This window comes from Sphingobium fuliginis, assembly GCF_004152845.1.
Taxonomy (GTDB): domain Bacteria; phylum Pseudomonadota; class Alphaproteobacteria; order Sphingomonadales; family Sphingomonadaceae; genus Sphingobium; species Sphingobium fuliginis.
The window spans coordinates 100,533-125,222 of sequence record NZ_SEON01000001.1 but is presented as its reverse complement, the minus strand read 5'-3'; the positions used below and the strand labels follow the sequence as shown (position 1 = coordinate 125,222).

The 24,690-nt window shown below is 63.7% G+C and carries 30 protein-coding genes; 11 read left to right on the top strand and 19 right to left on the bottom strand.

Features of this window, described 5'->3' with window-relative positions; translation table 11 throughout:
* Window positions 1-39: 39 nt before the first annotated feature.
* Entirely contained in the window at window positions 40-510 is a 471-nt protein-coding gene (locus EWH10_RS00700) for an Lrp/AsnC family transcriptional regulator (protein ID WP_025550230.1), read from the top strand.
* On the opposite strand, the gene EWH10_RS00695 is transcribed toward EWH10_RS00700, so the two are convergent.
* The 4 genes from EWH10_RS00695 to EWH10_RS00680 are packed head-to-tail and all read right to left on the bottom strand — an operon-like array spanning window position 507 to window position 4,669.
* On the bottom strand, window positions 507-1,268 hold the full coding sequence (locus tag EWH10_RS00695; protein ID WP_025550228.1) for a TIGR02186 family protein: 762 nt from the start codon (window positions 1,266-1,268) through the stop codon (window positions 507-509). The genes EWH10_RS00700 and EWH10_RS00695 overlap by 4 nt on opposite strands.
* Window positions 1,265-2,179 (bottom strand): sulfite exporter TauE/SafE family protein, encoded by a 915-nt coding sequence (locus tag EWH10_RS00690; protein WP_025550226.1) that lies wholly within the window; start codon window positions 2,177-2,179, stop codon window positions 1,265-1,267. Before EWH10_RS00690 ends, EWH10_RS00695 begins: the two co-directional genes overlap by 4 nt.
* A gap of 49 nt (window positions 2,180-2,228) precedes the next feature.
* Window positions 2,229-3,284: a hypothetical protein gene (locus EWH10_RS00685; RefSeq protein WP_044662625.1), complete on the bottom strand. Its 1,056-nt coding sequence runs from the start codon at window positions 3,282-3,284 to the stop codon at window positions 2,229-2,231.
* Window positions 3,281-4,669 carry a glycosyl transferase family protein gene (locus EWH10_RS00680; RefSeq protein ID WP_044662624.1) on the bottom strand — a complete coding sequence of 463 codons (1,389 nt, stop codon included), beginning with the start codon at window positions 4,667-4,669 and terminating at the stop codon, window positions 3,281-3,283. The genes EWH10_RS00685 and EWH10_RS00680 overlap by 4 nt, the downstream gene beginning before the upstream one ends.
* A gap of 392 nt (window positions 4,670-5,061) precedes the next feature.
* Here EWH10_RS00680 and EWH10_RS00675 point away from each other — a divergent pair, with 392 nt between their 5' ends.
* The gene (locus EWH10_RS00675) at window positions 5,062-5,241 is read left to right on the top strand and encodes a hypothetical protein (protein WP_025550220.1); all 180 of its coding nucleotides are present in this window, start codon (window positions 5,062-5,064) and stop codon (window positions 5,239-5,241) included.
* Here EWH10_RS00675 and EWH10_RS00670 read toward each other — a convergent pair.
* Complete coding sequence (locus EWH10_RS00670) at window positions 5,238-5,636, bottom strand: low affinity iron permease family protein (RefSeq protein WP_044662623.1); 399 nt, start codon at window positions 5,634-5,636, stop codon at window positions 5,238-5,240. The genes EWH10_RS00675 and EWH10_RS00670 overlap by 4 nt on opposite strands.
* A gap of 70 nt (window positions 5,637-5,706) precedes the next feature.
* Between EWH10_RS00670 and EWH10_RS00665 the strand changes: the two genes are divergently transcribed.
* The 4 genes from EWH10_RS00665 (at window position 5,707) to EWH10_RS00650 (ending at window position 9,171) form a co-directional block, all read left to right on the top strand.
* Window positions 5,707-6,039 carry a hypothetical protein gene (locus EWH10_RS00665; RefSeq protein ID WP_065847390.1) on the top strand — a complete coding sequence of 111 codons (333 nt, stop codon included), beginning with the start codon at window positions 5,707-5,709 and terminating at the stop codon, window positions 6,037-6,039.
* A gap of 140 nt (window positions 6,040-6,179) precedes the next feature.
* On the top strand, window positions 6,180-7,379 hold the full coding sequence (gene sucC, locus EWH10_RS00660) for an ADP-forming succinate--CoA ligase subunit beta (protein WP_044662622.1): 1,200 nt from the start codon (window positions 6,180-6,182) through the stop codon (window positions 7,377-7,379).
* Window positions 7,380-7,492: 113 nt separating this feature from the next.
* Window positions 7,493-8,242, top strand: coding sequence for an electron transfer flavoprotein subunit beta/FixA family protein (locus tag EWH10_RS00655; RefSeq protein ID WP_044663190.1), 750 nt, complete (start codon window positions 7,493-7,495; stop codon window positions 8,240-8,242).
* The gene (locus EWH10_RS00650) at window positions 8,239-9,171 is read left to right on the top strand and encodes an electron transfer flavoprotein subunit alpha/FixB family protein (RefSeq protein WP_044662621.1); all 933 of its coding nucleotides are present in this window, start codon (window positions 8,239-8,241) and stop codon (window positions 9,169-9,171) included. Before EWH10_RS00655 ends, EWH10_RS00650 begins: the two co-directional genes overlap by 4 nt.
* A 57-nt stretch (window positions 9,172-9,228) precedes the next feature.
* Here the strand turns inward: EWH10_RS00650 and EWH10_RS00645 are convergent, their stop codons facing one another.
* From EWH10_RS00645 to uvrA, 11 genes are all read right to left on the bottom strand, one after another.
* Window positions 9,229-9,573 (bottom strand): glycine zipper 2TM domain-containing protein, encoded by a 345-nt coding sequence (locus tag EWH10_RS00645; RefSeq protein ID WP_025550214.1) that lies wholly within the window; start codon window positions 9,571-9,573, stop codon window positions 9,229-9,231.
* Window positions 9,574-9,743: 170 nt separating this feature from the next.
* Window positions 9,744-9,962, bottom strand: a complete 219-nt coding sequence (locus EWH10_RS00640; RefSeq protein WP_025550213.1) for a hypothetical protein — start codon at window positions 9,960-9,962, stop codon at window positions 9,744-9,746.
* Between the two features lie 128 nt (window positions 9,963-10,090).
* Window positions 10,091-10,267, bottom strand: coding sequence for a hypothetical protein (locus EWH10_RS21625; RefSeq protein ID WP_165363300.1), 177 nt, complete (start codon window positions 10,265-10,267; stop codon window positions 10,091-10,093).
* A 62-nt stretch (window positions 10,268-10,329) separates the two neighbouring features.
* Complete coding sequence (locus EWH10_RS00635; RefSeq protein ID WP_007684722.1) at window positions 10,330-10,542, bottom strand: cold-shock protein; 213 nt, start codon at window positions 10,540-10,542, stop codon at window positions 10,330-10,332.
* Between the two features lie 170 nt (window positions 10,543-10,712).
* Window positions 10,713-11,714, bottom strand: coding sequence for a hypothetical protein (locus EWH10_RS00630; protein WP_130029751.1), 1,002 nt, complete (start codon window positions 11,712-11,714; stop codon window positions 10,713-10,715).
* Window positions 11,715-11,797: 83 nt separating this feature from the next.
* Window positions 11,798-12,073 (bottom strand): type II toxin-antitoxin system RelE/ParE family toxin, encoded by a 276-nt coding sequence (locus EWH10_RS00625; RefSeq protein ID WP_044662619.1) that lies wholly within the window; start codon window positions 12,071-12,073, stop codon window positions 11,798-11,800.
* Window positions 12,073-12,255, bottom strand: a complete 183-nt coding sequence (relB, locus tag EWH10_RS00620) for a type II toxin-antitoxin system RelB family antitoxin (RefSeq protein ID WP_044662618.1) — start codon at window positions 12,253-12,255, stop codon at window positions 12,073-12,075. Before relB ends, EWH10_RS00625 begins: the two co-directional genes overlap by 1 nt.
* A 76-nt stretch (window positions 12,256-12,331) precedes the next feature.
* Window positions 12,332-12,526 carry a hypothetical protein gene (locus EWH10_RS00615; RefSeq protein WP_099185664.1) on the bottom strand — a complete coding sequence of 65 codons (195 nt, stop codon included), beginning with the start codon at window positions 12,524-12,526 and terminating at the stop codon, window positions 12,332-12,334.
* Complete coding sequence (locus EWH10_RS00610) at window positions 12,504-13,064, bottom strand: hypothetical protein (RefSeq protein WP_083199195.1); 561 nt, start codon at window positions 13,062-13,064, stop codon at window positions 12,504-12,506. Before EWH10_RS00610 ends, EWH10_RS00615 begins: the two co-directional genes overlap by 23 nt.
* A 7-nt stretch (window positions 13,065-13,071) precedes the next feature.
* Complete coding sequence (locus EWH10_RS00605; RefSeq protein WP_044662616.1) at window positions 13,072-14,148, bottom strand: type I restriction endonuclease; 1,077 nt, start codon at window positions 14,146-14,148, stop codon at window positions 13,072-13,074.
* A gap of 75 nt (window positions 14,149-14,223) precedes the next feature.
* Complete coding sequence (uvrA, locus tag EWH10_RS00600; RefSeq protein ID WP_044662615.1) at window positions 14,224-17,136, bottom strand: excinuclease ABC subunit UvrA; 2,913 nt, start codon at window positions 17,134-17,136, stop codon at window positions 14,224-14,226.
* A 163-nt stretch (window positions 17,137-17,299) separates the two neighbouring features.
* On the opposite strand from uvrA, the gene EWH10_RS00595 reads away from it, so the two are divergent.
* Together EWH10_RS00595 and EWH10_RS00590 are read left to right on the top strand one after the other, a co-directional pair.
* The gene (locus tag EWH10_RS00595) at window positions 17,300-17,872 is read left to right on the top strand and encodes a septal ring lytic transglycosylase RlpA family protein (protein ID WP_044662614.1); all 573 of its coding nucleotides are present in this window, start codon (window positions 17,300-17,302) and stop codon (window positions 17,870-17,872) included.
* Window positions 17,873-18,417: 545 nt separating this feature from the next.
* Entirely contained in the window at window positions 18,418-18,738 is a 321-nt protein-coding gene (locus tag EWH10_RS00590; RefSeq protein WP_044662613.1) for a UrcA family protein, read from the top strand.
* A 182-nt stretch (window positions 18,739-18,920) separates the two neighbouring features.
* On the opposite strand, the gene EWH10_RS00585 is transcribed toward EWH10_RS00590, so the two are convergent.
* Both EWH10_RS00585 and EWH10_RS00580 read right to left on the bottom strand, forming a co-directional pair.
* Complete coding sequence (locus EWH10_RS00585; RefSeq protein WP_025552126.1) at window positions 18,921-19,664, bottom strand: LytR/AlgR family response regulator transcription factor; 744 nt, start codon at window positions 19,662-19,664, stop codon at window positions 18,921-18,923.
* 272 nt (window positions 19,665-19,936) lie between these two features.
* Window positions 19,937-21,046, bottom strand: coding sequence for a sensor histidine kinase (locus EWH10_RS00580; protein ID WP_130029750.1), 1,110 nt, complete (start codon window positions 21,044-21,046; stop codon window positions 19,937-19,939).
* Between the two features lie 161 nt (window positions 21,047-21,207).
* Here EWH10_RS00580 and EWH10_RS00575 point away from each other — a divergent pair, with 161 nt between their 5' ends.
* The 3 genes from EWH10_RS00575 to EWH10_RS00565 all read left to right on the top strand — a co-directional run bounded on the left by EWH10_RS00575 (window position 21,208) and on the right by EWH10_RS00565 (window position 22,835).
* A complete protein-coding gene (locus tag EWH10_RS00575; RefSeq protein ID WP_229742423.1) occupies window positions 21,208-21,453 on the top strand; it encodes a hypothetical protein in 246 nt (81 codons plus the stop codon).
* Between the two features lie 79 nt (window positions 21,454-21,532).
* Window positions 21,533-21,784 (top strand): hypothetical protein, encoded by a 252-nt coding sequence (locus EWH10_RS00570; RefSeq protein ID WP_044662611.1) that lies wholly within the window; start codon window positions 21,533-21,535, stop codon window positions 21,782-21,784.
* A 502-nt stretch (window positions 21,785-22,286) separates the two neighbouring features.
* Window positions 22,287-22,835, top strand: coding sequence for a hypothetical protein (locus EWH10_RS00565; protein WP_025551523.1), 549 nt, complete (start codon window positions 22,287-22,289; stop codon window positions 22,833-22,835).
* A 266-nt stretch (window positions 22,836-23,101) separates the two neighbouring features.
* Here the strand turns inward: EWH10_RS00565 and EWH10_RS00560 are convergent, their stop codons facing one another.
* Window positions 23,102-24,643: a right-handed parallel beta-helix repeat-containing protein gene (locus EWH10_RS00560; RefSeq protein ID WP_229742426.1), complete on the bottom strand. Its 1,542-nt coding sequence runs from the start codon at window positions 24,641-24,643 to the stop codon at window positions 23,102-23,104.
* Between the last annotated feature and the right edge of the window lie 47 nt (window positions 24,644-24,690).

Sequence of the window (24,690 nt, the reverse complement as noted above, 5' to 3'; positions counted from 1 at the left end):
ACGGGATAATTGAACGATCCTTCGCAAGGAATGGAAAAAATGGCAGAATCGCTGGATGCCGTGGACCGCTCGATCATCCGTCTGCTGCGGCTCAATGCGCGGCGTCCCAATTCGGAGATTGCGGCGGAGATCGGCCTGTCCCCCTCGGCCTGTCACCGGCGCATCCGGATGTTGGAGGATGCCGGCGTGATCCGCGGTTATACCATCGTGACCGCACCGATGGAAAAAGAGGGCCGCGCCGTCGATGTCCTTGTGCAGGTGACGCTCGACCGGCAGACGGAGGATTATCTCGCCCGTTTCGAACATGCCGTGCGGCAATGTCCTGAAATCCGCGAATGTTTCCTGATGACCGGTGGCGTTGATTACTGGCTGCGCGTCGAGACCGAGAGCGTGGCCGCCTATGAAGCGATCCACAGCGAAATCCTCTCCCGCATGCCGGGCGTCACGCGGATCAACAGCAGCATCGCCATGCGCGATGCGCTGCGGCCCAGGAAAGCGGCGCGACGCTAAACCCGCCTGGCGATTGCGCCTGCTGCCCATCCCATGCCAACGGCCAGCATCATCGCGACCAGACCATAGGCGAAGGGCCATTGTTCCGCCGCGACGGCCATGAAGCGTTCGAAGCCCGACTTGCGGACGGTGATGTCGCGCACGGCGGCGGCCACCACGCGGCCATCCTGCACGAGGAAGGTTTCCGCCGTATAGTCACCGACGATCACACGCGCCGAAAGCGGCAGCCGCGCCCGGTAGAGCACGCCGTCGGTGATCTCCACCGTTCCCGGCCGCTCGACATAGAGCCCGGCCCGTTCCCTGAGGTCGATCAGCCCCTTCTGGAACCGGTCCAGCTCCGCGCTGTCGTTGAGCGAGGAAGGGGAGAGCTGGAGCTTGTCCACGCCCATTTCATAGATCGCCGCCGTTCGCTCATCGACCACCTTGTCGACCGGTCGGGACGATGCGATGGCGTAGAAACTGGGCGCAGACCGGAAGCGCGCGCTGTCGGCATTGACCCAGATGCCGGCCACCTTCTGCTTTTCGCGCATCGTGATCGACTGGTCCGGACCCTTCAGCACGACCATGATGTCCGGCGGCTTGCTGGGCCGACGCCCATCGGGATAGACGATGGCGCCGAACAGCAGCAGGTCAGCGCCGGTGAAGCTATATTGTATTTCCACCTCGCGCTGGGACACGTCAGGCACCAGCATCGGTTCGTCCGCCGCCGTCAGCAGCAGCAGGGCCGGCGGCAGGGCCAGAAGCGCCCGCCGCCTCACCGGATCTCCACCGTGTATATTTCGTCGGGCCGAAAGCCCAGCCCCAGCGCCATGCGTGCCGCCACCAGCAGCACGATCGCGGCAAGCAGGATGCGCAGATATTCCGGCCGGATCGTCATCGAAAGGCGCGTTCCCACCTGCGCTCCGGTGACGCTGCCGATCAGCAGCAGCAGGGCGAGCACCAGGTCGACCGCATGCGTCGTCATGGCGTGCATCATCGTCGTCGCCATGGTGACGAACAATATCTGGAACAGCGACGTGCCGACGACGGACTGGGTCGTCATGCCCAGCAGGTAGAGCATCGCCGGAACCAGGATGAAGCCGCCGCCCACCCCCAGCAACATGGTGAGGATGCCCGTCGCCATGCCCAGCAGCAGCGGCGCCAGCGGGGAAATATACAGCCCGGACCGATAGAAGCGCCACCGCATCGGCATGGCCGCCACCAGCGGATGGTGCCGTCTTTTGCGGGCCTGAATCTTCCTCCCGGTCTTGAGCGCGATCAGCGCCTGGATGGACTCCTTCGCCATCAGCGATCCGATGCCGCCCAACATCAGCACGTAGAGGATGCCGATCACCGTGTCGATCTGGCCGATGGCCTGAAGCAGTCGGAAGATCAGCACGCCGAGGCCGGCGCCCACCACGCCGCCGGCGATCAGCACGCCGCCCATGCGGAAATCGACCGTTCCGCGCGACATATGGGTGACGACCCCCGATACGCTGGCGCCCGTCACCTGGCTCGCCGCCGAAGCGGCCGCGACGGTCGGCGGAATGCCGTAGAAGATCAGCAACGGCGTCGTCAGAAATCCGCCGCCTACCCCGAACATGCCGGAAAGCAGGCCCACCACGCCGCCCAGGGCGATGATGACCAGCGCATTCACCGACAGGTTGGCGATGGGCAGATAGAGATCCATGCGCTTCCTGGGTTAAGCGCAATATGCGGAGAGATAAAGGCGCTCCCGCTTAAAAATCAGCGCCCAGCGTAACGGCCGGGCCGGACGGCGGTGCCGCGCGCCCCGCAATCCGTTCCCGCCATTCGATGCTCAGCCTTGCGCTCACCGGCCTGAGCGGCAGGCGGACCTGCAGTTCCGGCCCGATGTCCAGCCGCTCGACCTGCGGCTGCGCGCCGCCGGAAAGGCTCGCGCCGATCCGCATGGGCGAATGGCCTAGCGGCGACAGCAGCGACATCTTGCCATCGACGAACAGGTCGTGAGAGCGGAAGCCGACAATGCCGCCCTGGGCATAGGCTTCGACTTCCAGCGAGGGCGCCACCGGCGCCGGCCCGAAACCGCCTGCCGCCAGCACGGCATGGGCGTTGCGCCCGCCCTTGCCCAGTGCAATCCGTCGTTCCGCCGCGAAGCTGACCGGAATGGTGCGCGCCGGTTGCCATGCAATGCCGAGCGCGCCTTCCGGAGATGCCGGTTCGTTCAGCGCGGCACTGGCTCGCGCATAGGCGGCCGCCCGGCTCGATGAGCGCGGGGTCAGGTCGAAATCGAGGCGTAGGCCCGCCTGCGATCCGCCCAGCCTACCGCCCGTCACGGCATCGGCGCGGGTCGTGCTTCCGTCGCGCCAGAGCAGCCAGGCGCTGCCATGCCAGCGCGCGTCGCTTGCGGATGGCGTGGAAGCGAGGGGTAAGGCTGGCGCAGGATTGTTCGATGGAACGACGCGACCGCCACTCTGGTCCTGTGCAGCCGGCGCCGCCTTCTCTTCGACGGACAGGAAGGGGGCCGCGCTTGTCCTTCTCCCAAGGCGTCGAGAGTCCTTGAATATAGGACCCAGGATGGCGGCAGGCTGGCGCTTTTGCGGCATTTCACCGAACCAGGCCGGTGCGTCATGCCCCGTCGCGGCTGCGGAGCCCTTCTTCTTCGAATAGGCGGTGGGGTGAAAACGCCTCTCGCCGTCAATTCCCCTCGCCATTTGGGGAAGATCACCCTCTGGGCCTGCCAGACGGATCGCGACCCAACCCGCCATCACGAGGACGAAGAAGCGGAGCGGGCGCCCGGTGGCGGCTTCGCTCACCCCGGAAAATCCAGCTCGGGAAAGCGGTGATGCGTCTTGTCCCAGGTCAGCGGCTTGCCGAACAGCGACTGAAGATACAGGAACATGGCGCGACGGGCAGCCATCATCGCGATGATGTTGGCGATCAGCGTGCGCGGTATCGCCCCCAGCCCGAAGGCCCAGCCATAAGCCATGCCCGAGAAAATCGCGCGCATCGCCATCCGCCAGCTCATGAAGCCGAAGTTGAGCCACAGCAGGGCTTCGACCACTGGCGTGGGTCTGGGCACGGGAAAGGCGCTGAACAGGCTCCCGGCAAGCAGCACGCCCCAGAGCAGCAGCGCCAGATAGGCGGTGAACAGGACGAAGGCGGAAAGCGCCGCACCCCGGTCCCGCATCCGCATCCACCATTCGGCGGGGCCGCCCTGCCAGCCCATGCGATCCCATCCGGCAAGCGAGATGCCGACCGTCCAGCGCGCCTTCTGCTTGACGGCATCCGTCAGATTGTCCGGGAAATATTCCTTGGTCGCGACAAGCTGGCCCTCACCGTCGCGCATGCGGACGAACACGCCGCGCCCGCCCATATTGCTGATACGCAGGCCGACCTCATAATCCTCGGTCAGCGATTCCGGATCGAACGGTCCGCCATTGGCCGGATTCACAAGCCTTTCCAGCATTTGCCGCTCGAATGCGCAGGCCACCCCGGCCGAGGGCATGGACGCACCCATGGCCTCGCGCACGGTCAGGAACTTTCCATGGCTTTCCGCGAACTCATCACAGTAATGATTGGCTATGGCCCTCGACCACCAGCCGCCCTGGCCGGGCAGGGGCAGGACCGGGAGCTGAACGAGCTGGAACCGATCCGTCATCAGGTCGAACAGCCTGATCTCGTCGCGATGGACGACATCTTCCGCATCGTGCAGGGCGATCGCCTTGAACCGGACCCCCGTGCGCTCTTCCTCCCGCAGCATGGCGCGCCAGACCACATTCAGGCAATCGGCTTTCGTAGTTGGCCCATTTCGTTCGTTGATGCACAGGATCAACCGCGTTTCCCGACCGGCCAAGGGCGTGAGAATATCCAATGTCGCCCGGTCATTGGGATAGGCGCCCACGAAGATCCGATAGTCCTGGTCCCTCCAGTGGCTGAGCGCGTTACGGAGCATCGGGCCGATCACATCGGCTTCCTGCCAGGCTGGGATGAAGATGGCGATGCGGCCGGGTTGCGGGGAGGCGGGCAGGGTGAGGGTCGTCATTCGTCGATGACGGGAATAGACAATCAGCTTGCGCCACAGCCTTCGGCACAGGAAGACCAGGTCTATGATGAAATCGTCCATGCCGCCGATCGCCAGCGCCACCACCGCGAACAGCAGAATTTCATGATGAACCCCCGCCAGATAAGCGAAGATCATTGCCTCCACGGATCGAGCTCCCCCTGTTCCCGACGAACGGCTATGACAGCAAAGACTTGATTCTCAAACAAATAATCATTTCATAACCGTAATAATTTTTATTGATACATAGCCTTCCCCAACAGTGGCTTTCAGGCCCTCGCTGCTCTTCGAGCAGGCGAAGACCGCCATTCTGGCTGGCTTGCTGCTGCTTTGACCATTGTGGATTGCCTCCTTTTGGAAGGCGGCCCGCTTTTGAGGAGGAGGGTAATATCCGGCAGGCTGCTCTCCGCATGCGCCGGATGGAATCGCATGACCATCGGGCCGATGCTATCGTAAGCACGCCGTAGAGCGACTCGCACAGGATGCGAACCCCAGCCAATCTCTTTCAGCGATCAGGTAGGAGGGTGAATATGAATGGGGAGATGGATGTCAACTATCTGCTGCACAGACAGCAAGTTGCATTGATCCGCGCGCAGATGAGCCGGTCGGTGAAGGGCCGGGAGGCCTATGAAGGCCTTGCGCGCGGCTATACCGATCAGATCGACGCCTATCGCCGTGAGAATGAAAGGCTGGTCGACTTGGCGCATTAGCGGCGTTCGATCAGCCGTTCTATCGACTCGCGGTGCGTTTCATTGTCGCCGCATTCCTTTTCCAGCACCGTCTTGATCTTCTCCAGTTCCGCTTCAGTCAGATGTTCGATGCCGATGAACTCGTTCCGCGCCGTCGATACGGCGCGGATCAGTTCGTCCATTTTCGCCTGTATGGCGGAGCCGTCGCGATTTTGCGCATTCTGGATCAGGAAGACCATCAGGAAGGTGACGATCGTCGTGCCTGTATTGATGATGAGCTGCCAGGTGTCGGAATAATGGAAGATCGGGCCGGTCACGATCCAGCCCAGGATCACCAGCGCGGCCAGGATGAAGGCGGCCGGCTGGCCCGACCAGCTTGCGATCCGGTGGGCAAAGGCCGTGAAAATCCTGTCCATCTCTCTTTTTCTCCCTTGGGCGCGGCCAGCATTTAGCCTCTGTTCAGACCATGCTTGCCATGAAGGAGGGATGACAACCATCCCCCTCCGTTCGCTGGCCTGCGGGCTGGGCGCTTCGCTCCTCCTCCTGTCCTGCGCGACGGTCTCGCCCGAATCGCGCCTTCGCACCGGGCTGATCGATGCGGGCATATCGCCCCGCATGGCCGGCTGCATGGCCGAAAGGATGGTCGATCGGCTGAGTCTGATGCAGCTCCGCAGGCTTCAGTCGCTGGCATCGCTCCGCAAGTCTCACATGGGAGACATGACGGTGGACCGGTTCCTCTTCAAGGTCCGCGCGCTGGAGGATCCGGAGATCTTTGCCGTGACCAGCAAGGCGGCGATCGTCTGCGCCATCGACGGCTGATTTCGCAATAAACAAGGCTTGCGCTTCGCAAAGGTTTTGCAATTTTGCAAAGTCATTTTGCGAAATTTGCTGGTGTTGCCCTTTTGCCTGTGCTTAGCCGCTGGACACAAGAGTTTCAGCGGAAAGGACGGGCGAGCCCCATGAACATCCACGAATATCAGGCGAAGGAACTGCTGGCGAAGTACGGCGCGCCGATCGCCGCCGGTTACGCCGCTTTCTCCGTCGATGAAGCGGTCGAAGCCGCCAAGAAGCTGCCCGGGCCGCTCTATGTCGTGAAGTCGCAGATCCACGCCGGTGGCCGCGGCAAGGGCAAGTTCAAGGAACTCGGTCCCGACGCGAAGGGCGGCGTCCGTCTGGCCTTCAACCTGGACGAGGTTAAGGCTCACGCCACCGACATGCTCGGCAACACGCTGGTGACGGTGCAGACCGGCGAAGCAGGCAAGCAGGTCAATCGCCTCTACATCACCGACGGGGCTGATATTGCGAAGGAATTCTACCTCGCCCTGCTCGTGGACCGTGCGACCGGCCGTGTGGCCTTCGTCGTGTCGACCGAAGGCGGCATGGACATCGAGGAAGTCGCGCATTCGACCCCGGAGAAGATCCACACCTTCGCCGTCGACCCGGCCACCGGCTTCATGCCGCACCATGGCCGGGCCGTTGCCGCCGCGCTGGAATTGACCGGTGACTTGGCCAAGCAGGCCGCCAAGGTCGCTTCGTCGCTTTACGACGCTTTCCTGGCGACCGACGCGTCGCAGATCGAAATCAACCCGCTCGCCGTCACCGAGCAGGGCAATCTCCTCGTCCTCGACGCCAAGGTCGGCTTCGACGGTAACGCATTGTTCCGTCACAAGGACATCGTCGAACTGCGCGACCTGACCGAGGAAGATGCGGCGGAAGTCGAGGCTTCGGAATATGACCTCGCCTATATCAAGCTGGACGGCAATATCGGCTGCATGGTGAATGGTGCGGGCCTTGCCATGGCGACCATGGACATCATCAAGCTGAATGGCGAATTCCCGGCCAACTTCCTGGACGTCGGCGGCGGCGCTTCCAAGGAAAAGGTGACGGCGGCCTTCAAGATCATCCTGAAGGACCCGGCGGTGAAGGGCATTCTGGTCAACATCTTCGGCGGCATCATGAAGTGCGACATCATTGCCGACGGCATCGTCGCCGCCGCCAAGGATGTGAACCTGTCGGTTCCGCTGGTCGTCCGCCTGGAAGGCACGAACGTCCAGCAGGGCAAGGACATATTGGCCAAGTCGGGCCTGGCCATCGTCCCGGCGGACGATCTGGGCGACGCGGCCAAGAAGATCGTGGCGGAAGTGAGGAAGGCAGCCTGACGCAGCTTTTCGCCTGAACAAGACACCAAAGGGTGCGGGTGGTCCGGAGACGGGCTGCCCGCGCCCCTGCTTGCATTTGCGGGCTTGGCGTGAATGAAGGAAGGATGTTGGAGATGAAGATCCTTGTGCCCGTGAAGCGGGTGATTGACTATAATGTGAAGCCTCGGGTGAAGGCGGACGGGACGGGCGTCGATCTGGCGAACGTGAAGATGTCGATGAACCCGTTCGACGAGATCGCGGTCGAGGAAGCCATTCGCCTGAAGGAGAAGGGCGTGGCGACCGAGGTGGTGGCGGTGTCGATCGGCGTTGCCAAGGCGCAGGAGACGCTGCGCACGGCGTTGGCCATGGGTGCCGACCGGGCGATCCTGATCCAGACCGACGATGAGGTCGAACCGCTGGGCGTGGCCAAGCTGCTCGCCAAGGTGCAGGAAGAGGAAGGCGCTGGCCTGATCATCCTGGGCAAGCAGGCGATCGATGACGACAGCAACCAGACCGGCCAGATGCTGGCGGCCCTGCTGGGTCTGCCGCAGGGCACCTTCGCCAGCAAGGTGGAGGTCGAAGGCGACAAGGTCAGCGTGACCCGCGAAGTCGACGGCGGTCTGGAGACGGTGAAGCTCGACGTCCCGGCCATCGTCACCACCGACCTGCGTCTCAACGAGCCGCGCTATGCCTCGCTGCCCAACATCATGAAGGCGAAGAGCAAGCCGCTCGCGACCAAGGCGCCTGCCGATTACGGCGTGGACATTGCGCCGCGTCTGGAGACGATCAAGGTGTCCGAACCGGCCAAGCGTTCGGCCGGCGTGAAGGTGGCCGATGTCGATGAACTGGTCGCGAAGCTCAAGGCTCTGGGAGTTGCAGCATGACGAAGACGCTCGTTTGGGTTGAACATGAGGGCGGCGCGGTCAAGGACGCGACGCTTTCCGCCGTCACCGCTGCGTCGAAGCTGGGTGAAGTGCATCTGCTGGTTGCGGGGCAGGACGTCGGCGGCGTTGCTGCGGAAGCCGCCAGCATCGCGGGCGTGGGCAAGGTCCATGTCGCCGACGACGCCGCCTTCGGTCATGCGCTGGCCGAGAATGTCGCGCCGCTGGTCGTTGAGCTGATGAGCCATCATGATGCGTTCGTCGCGCCCGCCACCAGCAATGGCAAGAATATCGCGCCGCGCGTGGCGGCTCTGCTGGACGTCATGCAGATCAGCGACATTCTGTCGGTCGAGAGCGAGGATATGTTCACCCGGCCCATCTATGCCGGCAACGCCATCGCGACGGTGAAGTCGAAGGATGCCAAGAAGGTCATCACCGTTCGCGGCACCGCTTTCGAGAAGGCGGCCAAGGAAGGCGGCAACGGGACTGTCGAGGCGGTGGCTTCGACGGGTGACAAGGGCATTTCCTCCTTCGTCGGGGCCGAGATCGCCAAGCTGGAGCGTCCGGAGCTGACTTCGGCCAAGGTGATCGTGTCGGGGGGCCGTGCGCTCAAGGACGGCGAGACGTTCGAGGCGACGATCTTCCCGCTGGCGGACAAGCTGGGCGCGGCGGTCGGCGCGAGCCGCGCGGCGGTCGACGCGGGTTATGTGCCGAACGATTATCAGGTCGGGCAGACCGGCAAGATCGTGGCGCCGGAAGTCTATATTGCCGTGGGCATCTCCGGGGCAATCCAGCATCTGGCGGGGATGAAGGATTCCAAGACCATCGTCGCCATCAACAAGGATGAGGACGCGCCGATCTTCCAGGTGGCGGACATCGGGCTGGTCGGCGACCTGTTCAAGGTCGTGCCGGAGCTGGTCGAAAAGCTGTAAGCCCTGTCGGGGTTCAGAAGGAAGGCGCGGGCCTTTGGGTCCGCGCCCTTTTTCGTTCTATTCGCAGCGGACGTCGTTCTTGTCGATGGCGCGGCCGGCGAGCGCGCCGCCAGCGCCGCCCAGGATGGTGCCGAGCGTCTTGGAGCCGCCGGGGGCGATGATGTTGCCCAATACGCCGCCCGCGATCGCGCCGACTATGGTGCCGGTGGTGCCGTCGTCGCGCTTGCAATAGTAGCGGCCGTCATTGTCGCGGTAGATATAGTCGTTGTCGCCGATGGGCCGGCCGCCGGGGCGGTGGCCGTAGCCGGGGCGGTCGTAGCCGTAGCGGCCACCGTCACCGTCCGAAACGCAGGCCGTCAACGGCATTGCAAGCAGCGCCGCTGCCAATAGGGGGGTGCGCATTGTCCTTTTCTCCTGTGCTTTCCCTGCTGGGATGACAACCCTTGGGAAGGGAGGAAGTTGCGCGAAATAGTCTGCCCGCCGCGGCACCAAAAGGGGGGAAAGGCAGCCGGGCGGGCAGTGATGCCAGCGGGGAGAGGGTGTTCACCGCTGGAAAGGAAAGGGTCGGGCCGTCAGGGCGTCACGGGCGCGGCGCCGGTGGTGCTGGCGGCGGGCGTGGCGAGGTTGGGACTGGTCACCGTGCTGTCGCTGTCGCGGCGCTGGTCGAGGTCCGACTTGGCCTGGTTGTAGCGGGCGACGAGGTCGTCCTTGAACTCTGTCAGCTTGCCTTCGTCATAGAGTTTCTTGCCGACATAGCCTGCGATCGCGCCGAAGATCAGGGTGCGGATCATGGGTGGGGGCTCCTTGTTCCGTGGGGAATTTGCAAGGATAACATTGGCGGCGCGGATCGGTTCCGGCGCGGTGCGGCAGGGCGAGCGGGGCCGGCGATGCGAAGAGTGGCAGGGCCGGCCGGGGCCGTTCAGTTGGTGGCGGCGGCGCGGCGGGCGCGGCTTTCGTCGACATATTCCTGTCGTCGGGCCATGACCAGAAAGGCGGCTTCGGAACGCAGGCAGCGCTGGCGGACATTGTCCAGGGTGGCGGCGTCGGCTTCGTTCCGGGCCTGACGGGCGAGGGCGCGGAAATCGGGGTTGGCCATGGGACGCTCCTTTCAAGAGTGGCGGGCGCCGCGTGGGCGGCGCCCGGCCTGTCAGCGGCGCATCATTGCGCGTGCTGGATATTCACCGCCGCCATCTTGCCGCGCTTGTCCTGCTCCAGATCGTAGGAGACGCGGTCCTTTTCGCGCAGGGTGGCGAGACCGCCGCGCTCCACCGCGGAGATGTGGACGAAGGCGTCCGGGCTGCCGTCATCGGGAGCGATGAAGCCATAGCCCTTGTCGGCGTTGAAGAATTTGACGGTTCCGATGATGCTCATGGGGTATTTCCTTCTTTACGTGGGCGCGTCCCGTGTGGACGGGCCTTGCGCTAGAGGGGCAGGGAAAGAAGGAAGTTTGGTGCCGCAAAGCGCCGAAAGACCGTCGATTTGCGACTATAGCCTTCCCCATATAGGGGCATGGGGGCGGAATAGCAAATCGGCGGGTGCGATCATCCTGCTCCCGCCAGCGCGGCGAAGCCGAAAAAGGCGTCGCGGGCGCGGGCGGCGGCATGTTCATAGGGGCGGCGCTCCGCCTCCGCGCGCAGGGCCAGCGCCTGTTCCTCCGCCATCGTCAGGTCGCGCTCATAGGCGTCGATGTCGTAGAGGGCGTCGCTTTCTTCGCCGTCGAAGCCGGGCGGCGCGGGATAGTCGGTGCGCCAGCCGTCCCTTTCCTCATCCCACCAGATGCCGCGCAGCCGGGCGGCGGCTTCCTCCGGCGGGAAGCTGGCGCGGTCGACCGGCGGAGCGGCCGGAATGGGCCGAAGTTCACACCGTCCATCGAGGGCGAAGAGCGGGGCCTTGCCGCCCTCGCCCAGCGCCAGGCGCGCGGCGACGAACAGCGCGGCGGAGGCGCCGGGGGACAAGGCGGCGGCGGCCTGTTCGATGGCCGGCGCATCTTCGGGGGCGGCGTGGTCAGGCAGGGCGGCGTGGTCCGCATCGGCGGCCATGGGCGGGGGCGCGGCGTCGGGGCGGTCGGGCTGCGCCTGATCCTCCGGACAGAGCATGTCGAGATAGGCGGCGAAATCCTGCGCCACCACGCGGGCGAGGGCGGCGTCGCTGCCCTGCGGCGGGCTGTCGGCCATGCGGTCGAGGCAGGAGAGCATCGACATGGCGAGGCGGTTGTCGTGGCGGTGGCGGGTGATTTCGCCTGCGTCCATGTCCTTGCGGATCACCTCCTCATGGCCGGTGAGGGCGCGGGCGAGCAGATCGTCGGCGAGGCGGGCGCGGGCGATGAGGATGGCGGCGTCCCAGCCGAGGCGAAAGGCCGCGCCGTCGCGGCGGATGCGCAGGGCATAGGCCGAGCGCGGGCTGATGCGGGCGGCTTCGCAGGCGGAGAGAATGATGCCGGTGGCCGCGAGGGTTTCAAGGAAGGCGCGTTGGCGAGCGGGGCTCCAGCCGTCGGCGCGGATCTGCTGCGCGGTGGTGGGGAGGGGAGGGAATTGGCAGGTCATGGCAAGGCCCTTTTCCGTTAGGTGCTTTGCCGGGAGGATATGTAAGGGGAGGGCGTGTAGGACAGAACAAAATGGGAACGAAGTCAAGGATATTGTTGGCGGGTGTGGAGGATGGCCAGTATTTCGATGACGTCTGCGCCTGCGCGGTAAACGAGAATATAGTTGGGGGTAACGATGGCTTCCCGCGTATCCGGGACGCGACCGGCGCGATGCATATAGGGATGGTCGGCCAGTCGCTCAGCGGCATATTCGAACAGATCGGCAAGGCGGGCGGCAGCGGCGGGATTGCGGTCGGAGATATAGTCGATGATGCGGTCGGCATCTTCGAGCGCCTTCGGGCGCCAGATGACGTGCGGCATCAGGCCTGCTTGGCTTTCTTGGCCTCAATGATGGCGCGCAGTTTCGCCATGACCTGATCGTGCGGGATGCCGGGTCGGGGATCGGCCAAGGCGGCTTCGACCTTGGCGCGGAACCAAGCGTCATAGGCCTCGGCGTCCTCGGTGGTCGCGAACTCGGACTCGATGGGAGTGAGTTTTGTCATGGATTGGAAAATATCAGTAGCCGCGGTCTGTGCCAATCATGGAACGGCTGAATTGGTCCGATTAGATGAGTCGGATTTACCAGTTGCCGCCTGCGTCCCTGATCGCTTTCAGGAGGGCCTTTTTGCTGGCTGTGCGGCGGGTGCCGCTGTTGCGGGGTATATCGGCGTCGGTGATACCGAGTTCGGCGCGGCGGCGCGCGAGATCGGCCGCAAAGCTTTTGAAGGCGATGCGGCGGCCGGGCCAATTCTCAGTTTTGTCGGTCAAGGACATCATCTGCTCCGAAATCACCGCCAGTTTCATGGCGGACGCGGCGTTCAAGATAATCCATGTCGGCTTCCGGGTGAAGGCGTAGCAGCGTTTTTGCTTGCGCCAGCATCTCGCGGGCGGTGCCGGAGGCATATTGGCCCATGCGGTCGGCTATCAGATCTTCCACAGAGATAATCGCAAAGGGCGGACCATTTTCAAAATCCTCGACAAGGGCGATATGGTCGCGTGTGACAGCGCCGTCGAGCGGCATGTCGCCAACGACTTCGAAACCGAGGCCGAGATCGGGATGAACCCACCCGCGTGTAGCACGGCCTGGTCCTGAGGGGCGGACGAACCCGTAGCGCTGAAATTCTTCTTCGAGGGCATCCTGCGCCGGTGAGCAGAGATCGAAGTCGCCCGTAGTAATAAATCCCATGCTGTAAAATTCTACTGCCGCGCCTCCCACCAGCACAGGTCGAGTGAAGCCTCGTGCGGCCATTGCATCACAAATCTGTGCGAAGATTTCCAGCGCGGCGGTGAATTCTAAGCGATATTGAGGCATGGTATGATTAGCTGTCAGGCCCGCTTTCTAAAGCCGTGATACGCGCTACGATTAACTCCTCAAGTTTGTATATGTCGGTGAGGGACGAAACGGCATGCCGCGTCTCTACTTTGTCAACGAACGTGCCAACATATCGTGTCGTTGGGCTATTGAAGTGGAGCCGGGCTAGAGATTTCCTATTGTTGTCATCTAGCAATATGGCGCAATATGATTTTGAATCCCGGATGACCACGCGACTAGGATCTACATGTCGTGCAGCTATGGCTTGTACGATACGAAACCCGTTAATCTCATCATCCGTCGTGATGATGCCTGCCGCATCGGACATGTCATCAGACCCACCCTCCTCAATGATTTCGGAAGCCGGATTGGCAACATTCAGTGCCGATGTTAAACGATCGTTGACCCGGTCTCTGATGATCGAGGCGATAGATGCCGTAAGAACAGCATGGTATTGCTCTTTGAGGGATGCTGTTACACGCCCTCCTTGCACCCTTGCAGCCATCATTTTGATGAAGTCATCCGAAGGGTCGGCAAATTCCTTTTCCAATTCAATGCGCATTTGTGATTCAAGCTTCAATCGACCAGCGGCTGCGACAATTGAGTCGATATCAAAATGCTGACGTGTAAATTTCTCTAAGATAGGCGGATCGGTCCGCTTTATCCCATCCATGGAAAAGATGTAAAATGGTTTTTCGTCCATTTTATTGGGTTGTTCTATATCAGAATAAAACTGATATTGAACGCCATTCGTTAGGACCGCGACGCGAGCGTCTGTTGTTGAGAAATAGCGAAATAGTTGAGAAGCATGTTTGAGATCGAGGTCAACAGAGGAAGGTTTGCATTCCATCAAAATTTTTAGCTGACCGTCAATGCAGATTGCGTAATCAACTTTCTCACCTTTCTTTATCCCTACGTCTGCCGTGAACTCGGGTATGACTTCTGCCGGATTGAAGACATCATATCCCAATGATTGGATAAACGGCATCACTAGCGCCGTTTTGGCTGCTTCCTCGGTTAGCAATAGCTCGCGATGTTGGGCTGTTCGTTTTTCGAGTTCGACCAGTTTAGTAGCCAGTTCCATTTAACCCCCCAATTATACCTGCACACCATCTTGCTGAAAAATATTAAAATTTCCAGTTAAGATCGTTCAAGTCAATCACTCCGCCGCCACAGCCTCCATCCCCAACAACGGCGCGAGATAGCGTCCGGTGAAGCTCCGGGCGTTCTTTGCGACCTTTTCGGGCGTGCCTTCGGCGACCACTTCGCCGCCTTTGACGCCCCCCTCTGGTCCCATGTCGATGATCCAATCAGCGGTCTTGATGACATCCAAATTGTGTTCGATCACGACCACGCTGTTGCCCTGTTCGACGAGGGCGTGGAGGACTTCCAGTAGCTTGCGGACGTCCTCGAAATGGAGGCCGGTGGTGGGTTCGTCCAAGATATAGAGCGTGTTGCCGGTGGCGCGGCGGCTGAGTTCCTTGGCGAGTTTGACGCGCTGGGCTTCGCCGCCGGACAGGGTGGTCGCCTGCTGGCCGACCTTGACATAGCCCAGGCCCACTTCGGCCAGCATCGCCATCTTGTCGCGGATCGGGGGGACGGCCTTGAAGAATTCCACCGCGTCCTCGACCGTCATGTCGAGGACGTCGGCGATGGACTTGCCCTTGAACTTCACCTCCAGCGTCTCGCGATTGTAGCGGGCGCCGTGGCAGACGTCGCAGGTGACGTAGACGTCGGGGAGGAAGTGCATCTCTATCTTGAGCACGCCGTCGCCCTGGCAGGCTTCGCAGCGGCCGCCCTTGACGTTGAAGCTGAAGCGGCCGGGCTTGTAGCCGCGCGCCTGCGCTTCGGGGAGGCCGGCGAACCAGTCGCGGATGTTGGTGAAGGCGCCGGTGTAGGTCGCCGGGTTGGAGCGGGGGGTGCGGCCGATGGGCGACTGGTCGATGTCGATCACCTTGTCGCAATGTTCGAGGCCCGTCACCTTGTCATGCGGGCCGGCGACGATGCGCGCGCCGTTGAGGGTGCGGGCGGACGCCGCATAGAGGGTGTCGATGGTGAAGCTGGACTTGCCCGAGCCCGATACGCCGGTGATGCAGGTGAAGGTGCCGAGCGGGATGCTGGCGGTGACATTTTGCAGGTTGTTGGCGCGGGCGTTGTGGACGGTGAGTTTCTTGCCCGATCCCTTGCGGCGGCGGGGCGGGACTTCGATGCGGCGGGTGCCGTTCAGATAGTCGGCGGTCAGGCTGTCCTTGTGCGCGAGCAGTTCGTTCAGGGTGCCCTGCGCGACGATGGTGCCGCCGTGGACGCCCGCGCCCGGCCCCATGTCGACGATATAGTCGGCGGTGCGGATCGCGTCTTCGTCATGTTCCACGACGATGACGGTGTTGCCGAGGTCGCGCAGGCGCTTGAGCGTGATGAGCAGGCGGTCATTGTCGCGCTGGTGCAGGCCGATGGAGGGTTCGTCGAGGACGTAGAGGACGCCCGACAGGCCGCTGCCGATCTGCGAGGCGAGGCGGATGCGCTGGGACTCGCCGCCGGACAGGGTGCCGCTGGTGCGGTCCAGGTTCAGATAGTCGAGGCCGACATTGTTGAGGAAGCCGAGGCGCTCCACGATTTCCTTGAGGATGGCGCGGGCGATCTGGTTCTGCTGATCGTTGAGGCGGCTGGGGAGGGTGGAGAAGAAACCGAGCGCGTCCACCACCGAGCGGCGGGTGGACATGGAGATGTCTTCCCCCGCGATCTTCACCGCCAGCGCCTCCGGCTTGAGGCGGGCGCCGTGGCAGGTCTCGCACGGCATGGCGGTCTGGTATTTGCTGAGTTCCTCCCGCATCCAGGCGGATTCGGTCTGGAGGAGGCGGCGGTTGAGATTGCCGATGACGCCTTCGAAGGGCTTTTTCACCTCATAGCTTTTCTTGCCGTCGACGAAGCGCAGGGTGACGGGCCGGCCGGCGGTGCCGTGGAGGATGATGAGCTTCACCTCCCCCGGCAGGTCGGCCCAGGGGGTGTCGAGGGAGAAGCCGAACTCCTTCGCGAGGGAGCCGAGGACCTGCATATAATAGGGGCTGGGCGGGTTGGACTTGGCCCAGGGGACGACCGCGCCCTTCTTGAGGCTGAGGGCTTCGTTGGGGACGACGAGTTCGGGGTCGAACTCCTGCCGTTCGCCCAGGCCGTCGCAGGCGGGGCAGGCGCCCTGCGGGGCGTTGAAGGAGAAGAGGCGCGGTTCGATCTCCGCTATGGTGAAGCCGCTGACGGGGCAGGCGAACTTCTCGCTGAAGACGATGCGGTTGGCGGGGATGCCTGCGCCCTTGAGGTTGCCGGTGGATTCCGCTTCGACCTCGCGGCCGGGGACGGCGCCGTCCGCGAGGTCGACATAGGCGAGGCCGTCGGCGAGTTTCAGGGCTTGTTCGAAGCTGTCGGCGAGGCGGGTGGCCATGTCGTCGCTGACGGCGAGGCGGTCGACCACCACTTCGATGTCATGCTTGTATTTCTTGTCGAGGGCGGGGGCGTCCTCTATCGCGTAGAGTTCGCCGTCGATGCGGACGCGGGTGAAGCCGGCCTTCTGCCACTCCGCCAGTTCCTTGCGATATTCGCCCTTGCGGCCGCGGACCACGGGGGCGAGGAGGTAGAAGCGCGTCCCTTCGGGCAGCTGCATCACGCGGTCGACCATCTGGCTGACCGTCTGGGCGCTGATGGGGAGGCCCGTGGCGGGCGAATAGGGGATGCCGACGCGCGCCCAGAGGAGGCGCATATAGTCGTAGATCTCCGTCACGGTGGCGACCGTGGAGCGCGGGTTGCGGCTGGTCGTCTTCTGCTCGATGGAGATGGCGGGGGAGAGGCCGTCTATATGTTCGACGTCCGGCTTCTGCATCATCTCCAGGAACTGGCGCGCATAGGCGGAGAGGGATTCGACATAGCGGCGCTGACCCTCGGCATAGATAGTGTCGAAGGCGAGGGAGGACTTGCCCGAGCCGGAAAGGCCGGTGATGACGATCAGGCTGTCGCGCGGAAGGTCGACGTCGACGCCCTTGAGATTATGCTCGCGTGCGCCGCGGACGCTTATGGTGGTCAGCATTCGGCAGACCTCTGCTGAGAAATTTGCGTGAGACTCATGGGGGCGTGTTGTTCCAGATTTGTTCTTGGGAGGCAAGGGCCGGTCGGGCGCAAGATAGGGACTGTGCGGCGAAAGGAAAAGGCGGCGGCTTTGCCCCCGCGCCGGGCTGGGGTAAAGGGCGGGGATGAGCGGGACTTTTGTTCGGATGCGGTTCGGCGCGCTGGGCGTCGCGATGGCGCTGGCGGCCTGTGGCGGGGGGGTGCGCTATCGGCCCGTGAGCGACGTGCCGGTGCGGGTGGGAAAGCCCTATAGCGTCAGGGGCGTGACCTATGTGCCTGCCGCCGATCCGGGCTATGATTATCTGGGCTATGCGAGCTGGTATGGCGGGGAGAGCGGGAACCGGACGGCCAATGGCGAGCGCTTTCGGCCGAAGGCGGTGACGGCGGCGCACGCGACGCTGCCCCTGCCGAGCTATGTCGAGGTGACGGCGCTGGAGACGGGGCGGACGATCCTGGTGCGGATCAACGATCGCGGGCCCTTCGCCGGGCGGGGGCGGATCATCGACCTGTCGCGCGGGGCGGCGGAGCAGCTGGGGATCAGGGCGACGGGCCATGCGCCGGTCAGGGTGCGCGTCGTGGAGCCGCCGGAGAAGGACCGCAGCAAGCTGCGCGAAGGGAAGGAGGCGCCGGAGCGGCCGGTCGTCGATGCGCGGACGCTCGCCAATTTGCGGGCGCAGCTCGCCGCGCAGGGGCGGTGATGTCGTTCGTGGAAGAATGTCGTCCGTTCGTCCACGGCTGATGTTGCCGGGCGTGATGGATGGGCGGATCATCGAATGGGGAAAACGGTCGTTGCGCACCCGCGCTATGATGCGGTTCGACATGGCGACGATCTGGCTATGGATCGACCGGCCCCGGGCCGTATCGCCGCAAGATGATTGAAAGAGATCCCGGAGAGCCCGACAGCTTCCTGGATGCACCCCCGGCCTTTCCCTTGCGCCGGGGGTGTTTTTATGTGCGCGAATTGTTGAACGATTGTAATTTTACGCTACGGAACGGTTGTTTTTCTGTCGTAAAATTGTCGTTCGTCCCCGTGAGACTGTATTTGGTCGACGGGAGCGCCGTTGGCCGACAGGGACAGGCGCCGGTCGAAAGCGAAAAGCGATGCATTTGCAATGCGCCTAAACAAAATGGGCGAAGACAGAGACGATGATCTGTTGAGGCCTTCTCTTCTCTTCGCTTGAGGTCTGCACTGCGCGCCACGCGGCCAGGCCGACAAAAGCATAGCGTTGAGGAGACAATTGCCATGATCGCCATCAAGTTCACCGCTGCTCTCGCCGCCATGGCCGCCATGGGCGCCGCTGGCACGGCTTCCGCCATCGAATTCGAGTCCAACGGAAAGAGTGTCGAGGTCAGCTATCATGATCTGGACCTGTCGAAGACGAGCGACCAACGCGTCCTGAATGCCCGTATACGGCGTGCCGCGGCAAAGGTCTGCCCGCTCAACGATACCACGGCCGCGATCGAGAAGTGCCAGCAGGTTGCAGCCGCGCATGTTCGCGGCGCTGTGGACCTTGCCGTCGCCAAGGCTCAGAATGGGGAGCGCTTTGCCGATCTGGGCAAGTAAAAGCCAGTCAGCGCAGGCGCCTGAGTTATTCAATCGGTTTTTAGAAAAGGGCCCGGAATTCACCGGGCCTTTCCTTTTGTGGGCGCGGAGCGTTGCGGCTGCCCTTGCGGCGTCCCGCGGGCGTTGCCCTCCATCGTCTTTGGCGGTTTCCCTTCCCATCTGCGACGGGAGGACTGAAGGGGTCAGCGGCCTGCCATGGCGCGGGCGTTGGTGAGATAGGTGCGGCCGATGCGGATTTCCGTGCCGTCCGCGAGGCAGGCTGACCAGACGCCGCTGCCGTCGTGGCGCAGCCGGGAGATATGGTCGCGGCGCACGATGTGGGAGCGGTGCAGGCGGACGAACTGCTGCGGGTCCAGCCGGTTTTCCAGCGAACTGATCGTCTGGTGCAGCAGATAGCTGTTGGCCCCCACATGCAGCCGCATATAGTCGCGTTCCGCCTCGATCCGGTCGATCTGGACCGCGCCGATGCGGATCAGTTCGGAACGGTGCGGCACCCAGAATTCCTCCGCCCATTCGGGTTCGTCCTGCGTGCTGGTGGCGGGGGAGGGGACGGTGCGGTTGCCCAGCGCCTGTTCGACGCGGTCGATGGCGCGGGACAGGCGTTCATGGGCCACCGGCTTCAGCAGATAGTCCACGGCGGCAAGGTCGAAGGCCTCCACCGCGAAACCTTCGAAAGCGGTGACGAAGATCACTGCCGGGCAGATGCCCATGCGCGAGGTCGCCCGCGCCACCCCGATGCCGTCGAGCAGCGGCATGGCGATGTCGAGCATCACCAGGTCCGGTTCCAGCCCCTCGATCAGGCGCAGCGCCGCCTCCCCGTCGCTGGCGGTGCCGACCAGCGCGATGCGCGGTTCGCGGGCGCACAGCATCTGGAGGCGTTCGACCGCCAATGGTTCGTCGTCGACGATCAGCGTTCGGATGGGCATGGGTTCGACCTTTCACGGATTGCGCCAAGGATGGGGAAATTCCGTACCCTAGAGCAGATTCCGATCCGATTGCATCGGCTCGACTGCTCTAGGTTTTTGTTTTCTCGCGTTTTCCGAGTCGGCAGATGATTCCATCTGCTTGGAAAACGCTCCAGGCTGCGGCGACAGCATCCATTGTGCCTCTACCCACCTGCGGTTGCTGGGGAGAAATGGATGCTGAAGCAAGTTCAGCATGACGTCGCTTATATTTTCAAGTTGAATGTCGATACGGCCTAGCTCCGGCGGATGATGGGGAGGGTGAGGTCCACCGCGAAGCCGCCGCCGGGGCGCGGGCCATAGTCGATCCGGCCCTGTTCGCCGAAGCGGGCGGTCAGGCGGTCGCGCACATTGGCGAGGCCGATGCCGCTGCCCGCGTCCGCTTCGCTGGGCGGCTTGTCGCCATTGTCGGTGACGCTGATGTGGAGCATGCCCTCCTCCTCCCGCGCTTCGATGGCGATGGTCACCGGGCTGGAGGTGCGCGACACGCCATATTTGATCGCATTTTCCACCAGCGGTTGCAGGATCAGGCCGGGAACGCAGGCATTGAGCAGGGTGTCCGGGATGCGGATGCTGGTCAACAGGCGATCCGGGAAGCGCACCGCTTCGATGTCCAGATAGAGTTTCTGGAGATGCACTTCCTCCTCCAGCGAGACGTCCTCCAGCGGGTCGCCGGTCAGGCTGGTGCGGTAGAAATTGGAGAGGGAGAGGATCATCTGTTCCGCCTCGTCGCGCCGGTCCTTCATGACCAGCGAAGAGAGCGAGTTCAGCGTGTTGAACAGGAAATGGGGGTTCACCTGATAGCGCAGGGAGCGCAGTTCGGCCTGCTGGGCGGCGCGTTCCAGCCGGTCGGCGCGGCGTTCGACGCGATGCGCCTCGCTGGCGTAGGAGAGGGCGAGGTACAGGCCGGCCCAGGCGGCGAGGAAGAAATAGCGGCTGATCGCGTCCTCCACGATCTGCATCAGGGCGAAGCCCTGTTCGCTCGCATATTTCTGATAATCGGCGTCAGGAAACAGTGAGGCCGGGTCGTAGATGTTGAAGACGTAGAAATTGGCCGCCGCCGTCGCCAGCGCGAAGGGCGCGGCGAGCGAGAAGGCGGCGACGATGCGCGTCGTCAGCGGCTGGCGGTCGAAGCGGCGCAGGCAGAGATAGAGGACCCAGGTGACGACGATGCCGATCACCGTCACCACCGCGCGGCGCGCGGCCATGGCCCCCTGCGCCTCGAACCCCATGACGGAGGCGCGCAGCGTCACCAGCACCGCGTAGAAGAACCAGAAACCCAATATCGAATACAGTGCGACCGTCGGCGGCACGCCAGGCTCGCCGTCCTCGTTTTTTATGCTCATGGGCGAAAGTCTAGGACAAGGCGCGGCGTCTGTCGCCCCTTGGCGGCGAAGCTGGTCGAAGGGTTCCATGCGTTGGTCGATAGGGGCGGCGGGCGGAACCCGCCGTTGCCGCCGTCCGTTTCATGGTTCGAGGCGCCGGCGCGCCAAAAAAGGAGAGCATGATGAGCGACAAGACCGATATTCGGCCCAACAGCCGCGAGGAAGCCGACGACAGGCGGCCTACCGACGCGCAGGACCATGCGGTGACGACGGAGGAGAAGCTGGACGAGGGATTGATGGACAGCATGGATGCGTCCGATCCGCCATCGGCGACCGCGCCGGGCGATCATGGCGATCCGGTGCCGTCTTCCGGTTTTCCGGAAGGCAGGGATCGGCCGGACGGCGAGGATCGGAAGGACGGGCGATAGACGATAGGGGAAATCGTGATATGATCGGTCGGGAGGGCAGCCGCGCGTTGCCCTCCGCAGGTGAGAGGAGCCACTTCATATGCCGACTTCCGCCACTCCCGTGATCGAACGCATTGCCCGCGTGCTGGCCGGGCGCCAGCTCAGCCTGAACGGCGAGGGCAACGATCCGCATGCGGCGAGCGCAGTCGATGCCAGTTGGCAGGACCATGTCGACGATGCCTATGCGATCCTGCACACGCTGCGGGAGCCCGATGCGCAAATGGCGCAGGCGGGCGACGTGGCCGTTTGGCGCAGCATGATCGGCGCGGTGTTGGAGCGCAGGGCCGGGTAGGGCATCGCGCAGAAACGCCTGTCCTGAGCCGGTCGTGGGTGGGTGTTTTGCGCTGAAAAGGATGCGGCTGAAAACGATGCGACAGCGGAAAATTCGAGCGCGCGCCCTGCATCCGGTTTAACGCGGCGCTCCATGGCGGCGGCCGGGTTTGGGTTGCCCTTGCCGATCGGCCTGTCCTGCTTGCAGGGATCGGGAGCCGGGCCTCCGCCCTGGCGGATTATCGGGCAGCTTGGTTGTGCGCGCATGAGCCATTCGCCGCATTCGAGCGCCTCGCAGGAATGAAGCCCGTTTGGAGGAAAGCGGCTGCCGCCGGACAATGCCGGCGGCGGCTGGGCGGCGAACCGGCTGATGCTACTCGATTGGGCGCATTCATAAAAATTACATGTTGCGCTGCACAAGGAAAAATGATTCCCTGTGTCTGTCGGCAGAACCGGCGCTTAAGCTTGCAGTAACCATCGGGGGCGCATGTTCTGCTTACGACTTGAAGTCGGAGGGCAAAAGCATGGGCACGAGTGCAAGACCTGCGGACGGGGCGATTACCCTGGCGGAGTTGCGTGAATTCGCCAGTTTCCCGGCCGCCACGCAGCGTTACATCCGAAGATCGCTGGACATCGGACTTCATCGGCGCGACGCCATGAAGCTGTGGTCGCGCGACATGGTGGAGGAAGCCAGCATTCGCGCGCAGGCGCGGATCTACGGGCGGCTGGAGGAGATCAAGGCGCGGGTGCCCGATGACAGCGGCCTGGACCAGATGGAGCCCTTCATGGCGCCGCTGGTGACGGTTTCCGCCTTCGACCTGGGGCAGGACCGGTTGTGCAGCTTTTCCGCCTATCGCTTCCTGTACGAGCGGCTGTTGGGTGCGGGATCGCGGCCATGGCTGCCGGGGGCCTTCTGCGCGGCGGCCAGCCTGCCGCACCTCCACCCCGAAAAGCGCCGGGCGCTGCTCCAGTCGATCAGCGAAGCGGCGGCGACGGCGGTCGGATGGTCGAACCGGGAGCCGACCTTCTATCCCGAATGGGTCGAGAAGGTGGATCTGAGCAAGGCGAACTGAGCGAGCGGTCCGGGCCCGTCCGGGGGGAGGGGCGCGAGGGACGCGGCGATGACGGCGCGGCGGGCCGGACCCGGCGCGCCGTTGCCTTTTTCCGCCGTCATGACCCTCCATGCGCTTGATCCAGGTCTAGATTATCGCAATCGACTTCCCGGCGGAACTATGTCCTATTGCCGTCCGCAGGCATTGGCCTGTGTGCGACCCAACTGAAGCCCCGCCTTCCTTCGCAAGGGGCGGGGCTCCTTTGCCTTTGGCGGAGGGGGATCGGCTCAGCGGCGGGTTTCGAAGGCGGAACTGGCCCGTGGTTGCCGGAGCCGGACGGGGGTTCCCAGTTCGCGCCCCAGCATCGCCAGCATCCAGTTCCGGTGGCGGTCGATGAATTCGGGGAAAGCGTCGGGGCTGGCGGGGTCGAACCTGGGCACGTCCCAGTCCGACGCGATTTCCTGATAGGGCTGGATGGTCTGGCCGGCGCCATCGTCCGGCAGGTCGATATGGCTGCCGAAATAGCTGTTCCGCCGGAAGCGGATCGATTCGGCCGGGGCGAAGCCGGCCCGGATCAGATAGTCGGGGCCGCTGCGCCCGCTCTCGCTGCCGTAGCGGGCGGTGCCCGCCACCTTGAAGACATTGCGCGCGAAGCGGACTCCGCGCGCCCAGCCCTGCCATTCGGTGGCGACGATCATCTGCACGTCCATCGCCGGGCCGACATGGATGACGTTCCTTTCGATCCGAGCGTCCGACACATTGCCGGAAAGCTGGAAGATGCGGGCGCCGTCGTTGCGGCTGACGTTGAAGCGCGCCAGCGTGCCGCGATTGCCCAGATTGTCCTTGTCGTTGCGGCGGGGCGAGCAGATCAGCAGGAAGCCGCCGGCATTGTCGTGGCTGTAATTGTAGAGGAAGGTCGTCCGGCGCGAGTTGAAGTCGGAATCGAAGCCCTGGCCATCATAGCGGGTGCGGGTATGGGCCGCCTCGTTGAGCTGGATCAGGCTGTTGTCGGTGCTCCACTGCCAGATGCCGGCATTGTAGCCGGGCGCGCGGCTGCCGGCGTGGAGGACGATATTATGTTCGATCAGGGCGCCGTCCGTGCCGCGGGGGACGATGCCGTCGCCGCCGATGTCCTCCAGATAATTGTCGCGGATCACCACCTTCCTGCTGGGGAACCAGTCGAGGAAGGACACCCGGTCGCTGATCCCGGCGATGCCGGAGCGGTCGACGCGCCACAGGATGTTCCGCTCGATCGCCAGGTCCTGGAAGCGGGTGGCGACCTGCCGGCCGGTGGCGCGGAACAGGATGCCGCCATTGTCCTTGCGGTCGTTGGTGCCGCGGACATCGTGGACATAATTGTCGCTGATGCGGATGCCCCGCGTCACCCCCCGGTTTTCGGCGCGCACCAATATGCCGATGCGCGGGGCCGGCGAGGGGGCGGCGTTGGTGACTTCCAGCCCGCTGATCGTGACGTGATCGGCGTCGATCACGCCGACGGCATATTCCGAAACGCCGCCCGCATCGATGCGCGGGCGCGGGCCGGAGCCGGTCGCGCCGACCGTGATGGGCGATCCCGCCCTGCCCGAGCGGGCGATCGTCAGCGGTTCCCGCCAGACCGATCCGGCGGCCAGCAGGACACGGTCGCCGGGCCGGAGCGGCCAGCCATTGACCCGCGCAAGCGAGCGCCAGGCCCGGTTGCCGGCCGTGCCGTCCGCATTGTCGTCGCCCTGGCGGGAATCGACATAATAGGTTTCGGCGTGGGCGGCGGTGACGAGGGGGGCGGGAAACAGGAGCGTCGGAAGAAGAAACGCCCAATATGGCTTCGGCACCTGTCGGTCTTTCACGGCGTTGCGATCTGGCCGTGAGATTGATGGAG